This is a genomic window from Leisingera sp. McT4-56, from assembly GCF_020514995.1.
GTDB classification, from domain to species: domain Bacteria; phylum Pseudomonadota; class Alphaproteobacteria; order Rhodobacterales; family Rhodobacteraceae; genus Leisingera; species Leisingera aquaemixtae_A.
On record NZ_JAJALF010000003.1, the window covers coordinates 274413 to 286807 of the forward strand.

The window sequence follows — 12395 nt, forward strand, 5'->3', positions numbered from 1 at the left end:
GAAAAATACAGTTGTGGCTCGACACGCACTTCGTTGTTTTTCGTTCGTCAACGACTTTATCATTCATGCTCACAGCAACCGCGTCAGTGAATTAGCTACGCTTGAGGCTGCGAGGACTTGTATTACCCTGGCCTCCAATTGCACTCACTCAGGGCCCTATAACATCGCCCCTCCAACGACGCTTGTTTTTGCCGGGGGAAACTCAGCCGAACAGGCAGGAATGCTTGCGATGCACCCTATTGGCCTTGCAGCTACGCAAGCCATAAAATCTGCCAGTGCAGCACTACCATCTCGCAACTTCAGCGAAAAAATTCAACAATCTCTCGAAATTTCCGCTGAACTTGATGACAGTGTGGCAGCAAACTTTGTCTCGGACGTTGACGTACTGAGACGCGGAACGCCCTTCTCGGACGGCTCACTTCTTTCAGATGGAACGGGATTCGCCATCTCTAGTGAAGAATTATACCTCTCCCCACTGTGGAAAACCGCCCCCCTTCACATTCAGCACTTCGCTGTACCGCAACCCAAAACCCCTTGGAAGTTTTGGGAAGAATGGCATCGAGCCTTCTGGGAAAGCAAACCTCTAAGCTCTTCACTTCAAAGTGAAGTAGCGCGCATAGCAGACCCGATATGGGAAGCCGGCCCCGGAGCTGTCGCCGCCGAGATCGAGCGCATCAAAGCAGAGATGCTCTCCGAAAAACTGCCGATGGCCGAGACCATCGAGCTGAACCCGGAGACCGGCCAGTTCCGCGCAGTGCCCATCCCGGTCGAAAACGCCCCCTATATGTCCGCCCTGCTGTCGCAGATCAGCGACGCGCTGGAGGATTCCTTAGGCGGGCATAACGGGCTGTCGGAGCGTTCAGGAGATACCAAAAAACTCAACCGGGTGCTGACCAAATACAAGGACGACCCGCAGAACGCCGAGCTGACCCTGACCCGGGTGGCGGGCAGCCTGCGGGCGCAGTTGCATGACAGCCGCGAGTTGCCGGACAATGAAGACAACCTCGCCCTGCTGAACGCGGTGGAGGAAGGTGTGCGGGGCATCCGGGCCAATCATCCGGAGGTGGCCGCCAACCGCGAACAACTTGCCCAGCAGGCGTTCAAGGCGCTGGCGCCTGAGGACAAACAGGTGCTGGAAGAGGCCCTGCCCGTGCTGACAGCCATTAGCGAGCCGGAGCTGGCAGAGGACTTCGCGCAGGACATTCCCGAGCTGATCAACGATGCCCGGCTGCCGCTGCCCGATGGCGCGCCGCCCTTGCCGGGGGCTGATGCGGCAACGCGGGTGTTCAGCCGGGTGTCGAAGATGGCTCTGCTGCAAGAGCAGTACAGCAAGCTCACACGCAAGGGCGCCGAATGGTTTGACAGCGACACACGCAAGACCGTGCAGCTCGCTGGTTTGGTTGGTGGCAGCGCCATTGCAGCATGGGTCAATTTCGGCCCCAAACTGCTTGAATTTGTACAAATCGGCCTGCGCCTGCTTGGCGTCCTCTAACTGGACTCCCCGCCCGGCGGCACCGCCGGGCAGCGCCCGTCCGCCCCCATGGGCGGGCTCTGCCCTCGTTATTCAGTTTCCGCCCTCGCTTTTCAGGTTTGAAACAGCCCGCGCTCCGTTCGGGGAGGCGCCATGGCGCCTTCCCTTTGCAGGGCTGCGCTCACCCCTGCCCTGCCATCTCTGCCGACAGCCAGTCCAGCGCGCGGGCGAGATCGGCGGTGCTGCAGGGAGCCGGGGTGACGTCCAGGTCGGCGCCCGCGCGCATCAGGTTGCGCGACCAGGCGCGGGTGTTGGCAAACCGCAGCATCAGGGTGCTGCAGCCCAGCACCGGGTCCGCCGCCACCCGGTGCAGCCGGTCGGCGGGCAGGAAATAGGCGTCGCCCTGCCGGTAGGCCGCGGTGGTCTCCAGCCGCACCCGGGCCGGGCCGGCCGGAAGCAGCGGCTGCTGCGCGTCGCGGTAGTGGTACTCGCTATAGACCTCGGCATCGCCCGACAGCGCGTCCTCCCAGTATTCCGACACCAGCGCGCCGTTCAGCACCCGGGAGACCAGCGGCCAGCGGTGCGAATGCAGGTTCTCCTGCGCGTGGACGCCGGGCAGCCAGATATGCAGCCGCAGCGAAAACCCCGGCCGCTCGGCCAGCCGGACCTTGTAAAACCCGTTCTTGTTGAACACCGAGCGGCGGGCCAGCGCCGCCAGCTCCGCCTCATCCGCGCGCAGGCCGGCCAGCCGGGCCGCCAGCCATCCGGCGGGCAGCGCCGCCAGCGCCTGCTTGGCGCCGTTCAGGATCTGCAGCGTGCGGCGTCCGGCCGCCAGGCCCTCCTGCAGGCGGTCCGCGAAACCTGCGAAACCGCCGTCAGCCTCTGCAAAGCCGGGGCGTGTCTGCGCCGGGCGTGCCAGAGTATAAGAAACGTTCATAAAAGCATCCTCTTGCCTGTTGAAACAAAAGGAGTTTTGCAAAGGAGCGCGGGCAAAAAAACACCGGACGCGGAGACCGTTTGCCGCTGTTGCAGGCGGGTGCGCGGACGCCGCGGATGTGCCTGCCGCCAAAATGCGCTATACTCTCCCAGTACCGCGAGACGCGCGCCCCGCTGACGGGAGATGACCACAGCAAAGGAGGACGACCCGCATGGATGCAATCAAAGCCGCTGAATACGCCCGCGCGCTCTACAGCGCGCATGGCGACAAGGCCGAGGCCGAAGCCGCGCAGAAGATGCGCGAATGCGAGGCAGCCGGCAAGGACAGTGAGGCTGCAGACTGGAAGGCCGTGCGCCAGGCAGTCCGCGCGATGCGCGGGCCGCACCAGACCTGAGCATCTGGCACCGCTGGAGGGCCGCGGGACGCGGCGCTCCGGCCCCCTCTGACCCTGTTCACCGCGATTGAAAATGGCGGCGGATTGCGCCATACTACGGCCAGTTCCGCGGGCATAAGACCCGCTTGCCAAGAACGGGGCACGAGCAGATGAAACACTTCCTGACAGCAGCGCTTTGCGCTGGATTTCTTGCAGCATTGGCCCCGGCCGGGGCCGAGGCCGGCGCCATCGAGCGCGCCTGCCGCCAGTCGGACCGCACCGCCGCAACGCCGTCGCTGTGCAACTGCATCCAGAGGGTTGCCAACCGCAGCCTGACGCGGTCGGAGCGCAAGACGGTGTCCAAGTGGTTCTCCGACCCGCACCAGGCGCAGGTGGTGCGCCAGTCCAGCAACCGCAGCGACGAGCGGCTGTGGCAGCGCTACAAGGCCTTCGGCGACCACGCGGCGCGCAGCTGCGGCTGAACCCGGGCCGGTCCGGCATGGGCCGTTAAGGGCGCCCCTTGGGGCGCCTTTTCATTTGATGCATCATTGCTGCGGCATTTTCGCAAGGGGGAAAGGCTGCGGCATTGCCACCCTTGACCGCACCGCTTCAAACCGCAAAGAACGGCCTAAGGTATTGGAGCAGTTCACATGTTGATCAAAGGTGTTACCCTGCGCGGGCTGGAAGTGTTTGAGGCTTTGGCCAAAACCGGGTCCGTGGCGCAGGCCGCCGAGATGACCGGGCTGAGCCAGCCGGCCGTCAGCCAGCAGATGCGCAACCTGGAAAAGGCGCTGGACAGCGAGCTGATCGACCACGGCCGCCGCCCGATGGTGCTGACCGCTGCCGGGCGCAGCTTCCTGGCCCGCACCGAGGCGGTGCTGTCCGAATTGCGGCTGGCCCAGAGCGAGCTGACGGTGATGGACCTCACCCACCTGCAGGCGCTGTCGATCGGGCTGATCGACGATTTCGACAACGATCTGACGCCGCGGCTGGCGACCATCCTGGCCGACAGCCTGACCCAGTGCCGGTTCAAGATGATCACCGCCTCCAGCCACGACATCGTGCGCGCCCTGGAAGCCCGCGAGCTGCACATCGCCGTTGCCGCCACCACCGGTGAGCTGCGCGAAGGGCTGGTCGAATACCCGCTGGTGCGCGACCCCTTCATCCTGGTGGCGCCGCGCGGCACGGTGTCGGATGCGGCGCAGGCGGCAGAACAGCTGCAGGGCCTGCCGTTCCTGCGCTACGCCCGCGAGCAGCTGATCTCGCAGCAGGTTGAGGCGCTGCTCAGCCGCCAGAAGCTGGAGTTCGAAGACCGCTTCGAGGTCGGCTCGCATCTGGCGCTGATGGCGATGGTGGCGCGGCGGATCGGCTGGGCGATCACCACGCCGCTGGGCTACATGCGGGCGGGCCGCTTCCACGACCAGATCGACGCCTTCCCGCTGCCGTTTGGCGAGATGTCCCGCACGATCTCCCTGTTCACTGCCGCCGACTGGGCCGACCGGGTGCCGCGGGACGTGGCCGAGACCCTGCGCCGCCTGGTGCAGAGCCAGATGATCGACCCGGCAGTGCAGCAGCTGCCGTTCCTGGCGGGCGGCTTCCGGGTGATCGCGGAGTAGGGTCAGGACCCTAAGCTAGAGCACCGCCTTGAGCCCCTTTGCGGCACGCTCGATCAGCTCCAGGCAACCGTCGAAGTCGCGGGTGTAATAGGGATCCGGCACATGGTCCGCGCCGGTATCCGGCGCGTAGTCGGTGAACAGGCGCACCGGGGTGTCATTGCCCGCGGGGCGCAGCATCTCGATGTTCTCCAGGTTGCTGGCATCCATCGCGATGATCAGATCGAAAACTTCGAAATCGCCGCGCCGGAACTGCCGGGCGCGCAGGTCGGAGATATCCAGCCCCCGCACCCGCGCCGCCGCCTGCATCGGGCCGTAGGGCGGCTCCCCCACGTGATAGGAGGCGGTGCCGGCGCTGTCGGTCTCGGCTTCCGGGCAAAGCGCGCGGAACACCCCCTCGGCCGCCGGGGAGCGGCAGATGTTTCCTAGGCAGACGAACAGAATACGGGTAGGCATTGGCAGACGGCTCCTGTGATCCGGGGGTAGTGATAGGAGGTTCTGCGGCGATGGGAAAGAGCGGCCAGAAGATTGTCATCCTGACCGGCGCCGGGATTTCCGCCGAAAGCGGGCTCGGCACCTTCCGCGACGAGGGCGGCCTCTGGGCGCAGCACCGGATCGAGGATGTGGCAACGCCGGAGGCCTTCGCGCGCAATCCGGATCTGGTGCATGGCTTCTACAATGCCCGCCGCGCGCAAGCGGCCGCGGCGCAGCCCAACCCGGCGCATCAGGCGCTGGCCCGGCTGCAGGCGGAACACGCGGGCGAGGTGGTGATCGTCACCCAGAATGTGGACGCCCTGCATGAGGCCGGCGGCGCCGCGCAGGTGCTGCACATGCACGGCACGCTCGCGGGCGCGCTGTGTGCCGCCTGCGGCCACCGCTGGCCCGCGCCGATGCAGATGCAAACCAGCCAGCCCTGCCCCGCCTGCGCCGCGCCTGCCGGGCGGCCCGACGTGGTCTGGTTCGGCGAATTCCCGTATTTCATGGAGGAGATCTATGCCCACCTGGCCGGGGCGGATCTGTTTGCCGCCATCGGCACCTCGGGCGAGGTCTACCCGGCAGCCGCCTTTGTCGATGAGGCGCATCTGGCTGGCGCCCATACGGTGGAGCTGAACCTGGAGCCGTCGGCCACCGCCTCCCGCTTTGCTGAGCGCCGCTTTGGCCCGGCCAGCGAGATTGTTCCGGACTGGGTGGCGGAGCTGCTGGGCTGACCCCTGGCAGCAAAAAGCCCGCCACGGGGCGGGCTTTGGGCGCGAAGGAGGGCCGCAGCGCGGCCTGACGCCGCGCCCGCCCTGCCCCTTGCAGATCAGTTGGAATGGGTGGAGTGGTCCATCTGGCCGTGGCCTTCGTCCTTGCGCTCCAGATCGACCGGCACCTCGATTTCGACCTCGCCGGCCTTCTCGAACACCAGCGTGACCTTCACCACATCGCCGTGGTTCAGCGACTGGTTCAGACCCATAAACATGATGTGGTCGCCGCCGCGCATAAGCATGTGGGTTGCGCCTGCGGGCACCGCAAAGCCTTCCTCCACATGCATCATCTTCATGACGCCGTCATCGCCTTCCTTGTGGGTGTGCAGCTGCACCTTGGCCGCCACGTCGGAGCGCACATCGATCAGCTGATCGTCGGCTTCGCCTTTGTTCATGATCTCCATGAAGGCGGCGCCGGCCTTGGCGGTGGGCGACGAGACGCGCGCGTATTGGTCATGCACCATGATCATGGCATCGCCTGCAAAGGCGGAGGTGGCAAAGGCAGCAACAGCGGCGGCTGCAAAGACAACAGACTTCAGGGACATATCCTGTCTCCTCTTGGTAGATATTCAGTTTTCAAATGGGTGGTTGGGGTGGCCGTTCAGGCGTCGGCTGGCGGCGCGCGGGCGCTGGCGTTCAGACTATTCTGAACGGAGGCCGGAGTGACCTGCCGGCCCGCCGTCACTTCGCTGCTGACCTCCACCGGCAGCACCAGCCCTGCAGGCTGCACCACCGCGTCCAGCACATGCATCACGCAATCGGGGCAATGGTGCGGCGGCTTGGCCGGCTGGCCTTCGCTGTCAACATAGACGGTGACAGGGCCGGTGCCGGTGCAGATCACCATCTGCCCGGCGGCATCTCGCTCCCCCTGCCGGGCGGCGGCGCTATGCGCCGTCAGGGCAACGGCAAAGGCCAGAAACAGGCCGAGGTATAGGCGCAGAAAATGCATCATCACCGCAAGATATGCCCGCGCGGCGCGCAGCCTGCAAGGCGCAACCCTGCGGCAGATTGCACAAACGCAAACACCGCGCAGAGTTGCCTCTGCGCGGTGTCTGTTATCCGATCCGGTGAAGGGATCAGGCCAAGTCGATTAAGCCTGAGCGGCTTGTGCCTTGGCGATCTCTTTCTTCACTTTCAGCGCGTTTGCCGACAGTTCTTCGTCCTTGGCTTTGGCCAGGAACGCGTCCAGGCCGCCGCGGTGGTCGACAGAGCGCAGGGCAGCTGCGGAGATGCGCAGCTTGACGCCACGGCCCAGAACTTCGGACTGCAGGGTCACGTCGTTCAGGTTGGGCAGAAAGCGGCGCTTGGTTTTGTTGTTGGCGTGGCTGACATTGTTGCCAGTCATCGGGCCTTTTCCGGTCAGTTCGCAACGGCGCGACATATCTTCATCCTTCGTTTTTTGTAGGTCCGGAGCAGCTCCGGTCCAAATCACAAGGGGCGCGGCCATTGGCTGCGCCCGAAAACTGGTCCGCTGCTCTTACGCTCAACCGGCAACAGCGTCAAGTGATTCAACTCAGCTTTCTTGCCCGGCTTACTGCACGGTTTCCCGGCCCTCTGCAAGCCCTTGCAGCCAGGCGTCCGCCGCCGCCCCGAGCTGCGGCCTGCCGCGCTGCCGCGCCACCCGTGCCAGCTTCTGCCAGTAGGTCCGCGACAGCCTGCGCCGGCTCCGGTGCAGGTCCAGCACCCGCGCCGCATTCAGCGGCCCGTCGCGCAGCATCGACTGCAGGTCCCAGAAGCTGCCGCCCTCGCGGATCACCTGGCTGGCCGGATGGCCGCCGCAGGACAGCCGGCACAGCTGCAGGTCCGGGAACACCGCCTGGATGAACATCGCGTGGCTCAGATCCATCTTGCGGAACGGGTCGAACAGCACCACCCCCTGCACGCCGTGGCGGCCGTAGCGGATCAGGTCGCCCAGCGCTTCGTCAAACGCCTCCGCCTCCTTGCGGCGGCGGTCGTAGGGCACCACGCCCGGCGCGATGGTGTATTGCGGCGAGACCGCAATCAGACGGCTGAGGCGCAGCGCCCTGGAGAACCGCAGCGCCCCGTAGCCGCCCATGGAGAACCCCATGGCAGAAACGTCCTGATAGCCGTTGGCCAGTTCCTTGAGGCTGCGCGACAGCGCCTTGGTCTCGCTGTTGATGTACCAGTCGTTGTTGCGGGGCTGGATGTGCAGATGGGCATAGCCATGCGCGGTCATGTTCCGGACCGGGCCGCGGTCCTCGAATTCCCCGGCCACGGCAACCCGCTGGCGGAAGGTCACGAACAGACGCTCGCCCCCCGCGTTGAACAGAGAGGCGCGCAGCTTTGCGCCGTCGAAGACCCGGGTTTCCTGCATCTGCGCGGCTCAGCCCTTCAGGTGGTCCTGCAGCATCTGCTGTGCCGCCGCCGCCGGGGTCAGCGCGCCTGCGGCGACCTGGCCCGACAGCTCTGCCATCGCGGCCTGGGCGCTGGCAGTGTGCAGCCGCGCCAGCAGCGCCTGGCGCACCTCCTGGTCGAACCAGTAGCAGGACTGGTCGGCGCGGCGGCGGTCCCAGTGGCCGTTTTCCTTGCGCCAGGCAGTCAGGGTCTGCATCTCCTCCCAGGCCTTGTCCAGCCCGTGCTCTTCCACCGCCGAGACCATCAGCGCCTTGGGAAAGCCCTCCGGGTCCTGCGGACGCTTGCGCAAGAGCCGCAGCGCGCCGGCGTAATCGGCGCAGGTGCGGGTCGCCACCGGTTTCAAGGGTCCGTCCGCCTTGTTCACCAGGATGAGGTCGGCCATTTCCATGATGCCGCGCTTCACCCCCTGCAGCTCATCGCCGCCCGCGGGCGCCAGCAAGAGCAGGAACAGGTCCGACATTTCCGCCACCACGGTTTCCGACTGCCCCACCCCGACCGTTTCGATCAGCACCACGTCAAAGCCTGCTGCCTCGCACAAGGCGACAGCTTCGCGGGAGCGGCGGGCGACGCCGCCCAGGTGGCTCTGGCTGGGGGACGGGCGGATGAAGGCGTTGCGCTCGCGGCTGAGCCGCTCCATCCGGGTCTTGTCGCCAAGGATCGAGCCGCCGGAGCGGGCAGAGCTGGGATCGACCGCCAGCACCGCCACCCGCAGGCCGAGGCCCGTCAGCATCATGCCGAAGCTTTCGATGAAGGTGGATTTGCCGACGCCGGGCGTGCCCGACAAGCCGATGCGCAGCGACTGGCGCTTGTGCTTGGCCAGCTCCGACAACAGCTCGCCCGCCCTGGCGCGGTGATCCTCGCGGCCGCTTTCCACCAGGGTGATGGCGCGGGCCAGCGCCCGGCGGTCGCCATCGAGGATCTTCTGTGTCAGCTGTTCGGTGTCCATGCGTGCTTTCCTGTCGTAATGGGCGGACCTTGGCGCAAGCCGTGCCGCAAAGTCCAGCCCCTGCCGTCTGCGGGGCAACCTACATCAGCAGGCGCCGCAGGAAAGGCGGCAAATCCGCCGCGCCTGATGCGGTTTGCGCAGCGAGTGTTCTGAATTGAAACGCCAACAAACTCACCGATCACCACTGTTTCGCCCGGCGGCACGCCGGGCAGCGCCCGTCCGCCCCCATGGGCGGGCGCTTCGCTTCCGCCCGCGGACAGGCACTCCCCTCTGCGCTCTATCAATAGACACACCGCTAGACCTCCCCCTCCGCTTTGGCGATAAGGCGGGAATGACCAGATTGCCGATCGAAGACGCCCTCCCCGAACTGCTGGACGCCCTGCGCGCCCGCGGCCGTGCTATGCTGCAGGCGCCGCCCGGTGCGGGCAAGACCACGCGGGTGCCGCTGGCGATGCTGGAGGCTGGGTTGACCCAAGGCCGCATCGTGATGCTGGAGCCTCGCCGCCTCGCCGCCCGCGCCGCTGCGGAGCGGATGGCGGAAACATTGGGGGAGAAGGCGGGCCAGACCGTCGGCTACAGGGTGCGCGGCGATTCCAAGGTCTCCAAATCCACCCGCATCGAGGTGGTGACCGAGGGCATCCTGACCCGGATGCTGCAATCGGACCCGGACCTGCCCGGCGTCGGCGCGGTGATCTTTGACGAATTCCACGAACGCTCCCTGAACGCCGATCTGGGCCTTGGCTTATGCCTGGAGGTCGCAGGCGCGCTGCGCGAGGATCTGATCCTGCTGGCGATGTCGGCAACCCTGGACGCGGAGCCGGTGGCGGCGCTGATGGACGCGCCGATGGTCACCTCCGAGGGGCGCAGCTATCCGGTGGAGACCCGCTGGCTGGAGCGCCCCCTGCCCGCGCAAGCGCGGCGCGGCGATGCGCTGGCGGACCTGGTGGTGCAGGCGGAGAAGGAGACGCGGGCAACCGGCGGCGGCATTCTGGTGTTCCTGCCCGGCGAGGGCGAGATCCGCCGCGCCGCCGGCGCGCTGGAAAAGCGCCTGCCCGGCCACTGCCATATCCGGCCGCTGTTCGGCGCCCTGCCCTTTGCCGAACAGCGCGCCGCGATCCAGCCCGAGGCGCAGGGCCGCAAGGTGGTGCTGGCGACCTCGATCGCCGAGACCTCGCTGACCATTCAGGACATCCGCGTGGTGGTGGACATGGGCCAGGCGCGGCGGGCGCGGTTCGATCCCGGCTCCGGCATGTCGCGGCTGGTGACAGAGAAAGTGACCCGCGCCGAGGCGACCCAGCGCCAGGGCCGCGCGGGCCGGGTGGCGGAGGGCATCTGCTACCGGCTGTGGACCAAGGGCGAGGAAGGCGCGCTGATGGCGTTTCCGCCCGCCGAGATCGAAAGCGCCGACCTCACCGCGCTGGCGCTGGAGCTGGCCCTGTGGGGCGCCGCGCCGGACGATCTGATGTTCCTGACCCAGCCGCCCGCGGGCGCAATGGCAGAGGCGCAGGCGCTGCTCGCGATGCTGGGGGCGCTGGACGCACAGGGGCGGATCACCGAGCATGGCAAGGCGCTGGCCGCGCTGCCGCTGCATCCGCGGCTTGGCCATATGCTGCTGCAGGCAGGCCCCGCGGCTGCGCCCTTGGCAGCGCTCTTGGGTGAACGCGACCCGCTGCGCGGGGCGCCTGCGGATCTGTCCTTGCGGCTGAAAGCCCTGAAGGATCCCAAGGGCTTTGAGCGAAATCACCCCTACCAGCTGAACCGCCCCGTCGTGGAGCGGATCAAGAGCGAGGCGCGAAGGCTGGAGAAACAGGCGGGCCGCCGCGATGCGGGACTGTCCGCTGCAACGATGGCCGCCCTCGCCTATCCCGACCGCATCGGCCAGCGCCGCAAGGGCGATAACCCGCGGTTCGTGCTGTCCGGCGGCAAGGGCGCCATACTGGACGGCGGCGACACGCTGGCGGGAGCGCCGTTCATCGTGGCGCTGGATACCGACGGCAACCCGCGCGAGGCCAGGATCCGGATGGCGGCGCAAATCTCGCTGGCCGAGATCCGCGAGCTGTTTGCCGATCAGATTGCCTGGGCTGACACCTGCGAATGGTCCAAGCGCGACCGGCGGGTGGCGGCACGCCAGCAGGAGCGCTTTGGCGCCGTGGCGCTGGACGACCGGATCTGGAAGGAGGCGCCGCCGGAGGCGGTGGCGCGCGCGATGCTGGACGGGGTGCGCGACCTGGGCCTTCGCCTGAGCGGCGCGCCGGCACGGCTGGCGGCACGGGTGGAGCTGGTCAGGGCGGAAGGCCACGATCTGCCGGACTTCTCCATCCCCGGCCTGATGGAAACCTTGGATGACTGGCTGCTGCCGATGCTGGACGGCGTGAAATCGGCCGAGGACTGGAAACGCTTTGATCTGCTGCCCGCGCTCAAGGCGGTGCTCAGCTGGGAGCAGACCCAGCTGCTGGACCGCGAGGCACCGGGCAGTTTCATCACCCCGCTGGGCCGCAAGATCCCGATCAGCTATGACGGCGAGATCCCGGAAATCTCGGTCCGCCTGCAGGAGATGTTCGGCGTCACCCGGCATCCGTCCGTCGGCGGCGTGCCGCTAAAGGTCTCCCTCCTGTCGCCCGCCCAGCGCCCGATCCAGATCACCCGCGACCTGCCGGGCTTCTGGGCCGGTTCCTATGCCGACGTGCGGAAGGACATGCGCGCCCAGTACCCCAAGCACCCCTGGCCCGAAGACCCGACGCAGGAAGACCCGACGCTGCGGGCGAAACGGCGCAAGTAGCGCCGCGCAGCGCATCCGTGATGCGATGGCCCGCGGGCGGGCGCGCGGCCCCTGCCTGCCCGGCAAACCCGCGCATCTCCTTGCAACCCCGGTCGAACAGGCGTAGATTCCCACAATTGCACACATAAACACGGGAACTTCCCCAACAACAAAGGCTGAGCACCCATGACAAGCCCCCTGACCCGCGCCTGGAACGAGATTATCAAACCGATGCTGCAGCGCCCTGCTCGCGTGCAGGTTGCCGCCCTGTGCTACCGCATGGGCGCGGACGGCAAGGAGGTGCTGATGATCACCAGCCGCGGCACCGGGCGCTGGATCCTGCCCAAGGGCTGGCCGGTCGAGGGCAAGGACGGCCCGGACTCGGCGCTGCAGGAAGCCTGGGAGGAAGCGGGAGTCAAATCGGCCCGCATCACCCCGCAGCCGATCGGCGAATACCATTTCACCAAGCGCCATGACAACGGCACCGAAGAGCCGGTCACCACGCTGATTTTCGAGGCCGAAGTGGAGCAGCTGGAGGATGACTACCCGGAATCCGCCGAGCGCACCCGCCAGTGGATGAAGCCGGAGCAGGCCGCCGGCCTGGTGCACGAGCCGCAGCTGCAGGCCGTTCTGCGCCGATTGTAAAAGTTATGTGACATTTTCATGTCGGAAGC

Annotated in this window: 14 protein-coding genes; 7 read left to right on the forward strand and 7 right to left on the reverse strand. The window is 66.8% G+C overall.

What is annotated here, in order from left to right; all coding sequences use genetic code 11:
- The first annotated feature begins 220 nt into the window (after positions 1 to 220).
- Entirely contained in the window at positions 221 to 1492 is a 1272-nt protein-coding gene (locus LHL23_RS06610) for a hypothetical protein (protein WP_226429242.1), read from the forward strand.
- A gap of 160 nt (positions 1493 to 1652) precedes the next feature.
- Here LHL23_RS06610 and LHL23_RS06615 read toward each other — a convergent pair whose 3' ends face one another.
- Positions 1653 to 2408, reverse strand: a complete 756-nt coding sequence (locus LHL23_RS06615; RefSeq protein WP_226429243.1) for a hypothetical protein — start codon at positions 2406 to 2408, stop codon at positions 1653 to 1655.
- A 211-nt stretch (positions 2409 to 2619) separates the two neighbouring features.
- Here LHL23_RS06615 and LHL23_RS06620 point away from each other — a divergent pair, with 211 nt between their 5' ends.
- From LHL23_RS06620 to LHL23_RS06630, 3 genes are all read left to right on the forward strand, one after another.
- Complete coding sequence (locus LHL23_RS06620; RefSeq protein WP_222478146.1) at positions 2620 to 2802, forward strand: hypothetical protein; 183 nt, start codon at positions 2620 to 2622, stop codon at positions 2800 to 2802.
- Positions 2803 to 2951: 149 nt separating this feature from the next.
- Positions 2952 to 3263 (forward strand): hypothetical protein, encoded by a 312-nt coding sequence (locus LHL23_RS06625; RefSeq protein ID WP_222478145.1) that lies wholly within the window; start codon positions 2952 to 2954, stop codon positions 3261 to 3263.
- 168 nt (positions 3264 to 3431) lie between these two features.
- Complete coding sequence (locus LHL23_RS06630; RefSeq protein ID WP_226429244.1) at positions 3432 to 4397, forward strand: LysR family transcriptional regulator; 966 nt, start codon at positions 3432 to 3434, stop codon at positions 4395 to 4397.
- A 15-nt stretch (positions 4398 to 4412) separates the two neighbouring features.
- Here the strand turns inward: LHL23_RS06630 and LHL23_RS06635 are convergent, their stop codons facing one another.
- Positions 4413 to 4850: a low molecular weight protein-tyrosine-phosphatase gene (locus tag LHL23_RS06635; protein ID WP_226429245.1), complete on the reverse strand. Its 438-nt coding sequence runs from the start codon at positions 4848 to 4850 to the stop codon at positions 4413 to 4415.
- Between the two features lie 50 nt (positions 4851 to 4900).
- Between LHL23_RS06635 and LHL23_RS06640 the strand changes: the two genes are divergently transcribed.
- Positions 4901 to 5602, forward strand: coding sequence for an NAD-dependent deacylase (locus LHL23_RS06640; RefSeq protein WP_226429246.1), 702 nt, complete (start codon positions 4901 to 4903; stop codon positions 5600 to 5602).
- Positions 5603 to 5697: 95 nt separating this feature from the next.
- Here the strand turns inward: LHL23_RS06640 and LHL23_RS06645 are convergent, their stop codons facing one another.
- From LHL23_RS06645 to meaB, 5 genes are all read right to left on the reverse strand, one after another.
- Positions 5698 to 6186: a copper chaperone PCu(A)C gene (locus LHL23_RS06645; protein ID WP_226429247.1), complete on the reverse strand. Its 489-nt coding sequence runs from the start codon at positions 6184 to 6186 to the stop codon at positions 5698 to 5700.
- 56 nt (positions 6187 to 6242) lie between these two features.
- Entirely contained in the window at positions 6243 to 6593 is a 351-nt protein-coding gene (locus LHL23_RS06650) for a DUF2946 family protein (RefSeq protein WP_226429248.1), read from the reverse strand.
- Between the two features lie 138 nt (positions 6594 to 6731).
- Positions 6732 to 7022 carry a 50S ribosomal protein L28 gene (rpmB, locus tag LHL23_RS06655; RefSeq protein WP_019296104.1) on the reverse strand — a complete coding sequence of 97 codons (291 nt, stop codon included), beginning with the start codon at positions 7020 to 7022 and terminating at the stop codon, positions 6732 to 6734.
- Between the two features lie 150 nt (positions 7023 to 7172).
- Positions 7173 to 7976 carry an alpha/beta hydrolase gene (locus tag LHL23_RS06660; RefSeq protein ID WP_226429249.1) on the reverse strand — a complete coding sequence of 268 codons (804 nt, stop codon included), beginning with the start codon at positions 7974 to 7976 and terminating at the stop codon, positions 7173 to 7175.
- Positions 7977 to 7985: 9 nt separating this feature from the next.
- Positions 7986 to 8963: a methylmalonyl Co-A mutase-associated GTPase MeaB gene (meaB, locus tag LHL23_RS06665; RefSeq protein WP_226429250.1), complete on the reverse strand. Its 978-nt coding sequence runs from the start codon at positions 8961 to 8963 to the stop codon at positions 7986 to 7988.
- A 331-nt stretch (positions 8964 to 9294) separates the two neighbouring features.
- Between meaB and hrpB the strand changes: the two genes are divergently transcribed.
- Positions 9295 to 11742 (forward strand): ATP-dependent helicase HrpB, encoded by a 2448-nt coding sequence (gene hrpB, locus LHL23_RS06670; protein ID WP_226429251.1) that lies wholly within the window; start codon positions 9295 to 9297, stop codon positions 11740 to 11742.
- A 165-nt stretch (positions 11743 to 11907) separates the two neighbouring features.
- The gene (locus tag LHL23_RS06675; RefSeq protein WP_226429252.1) at positions 11908 to 12366 is read left to right on the forward strand and encodes an NUDIX hydrolase; all 459 of its coding nucleotides are present in this window, start codon (positions 11908 to 11910) and stop codon (positions 12364 to 12366) included.
- Positions 12367 to 12395: the final 29 nt, after the last annotated feature.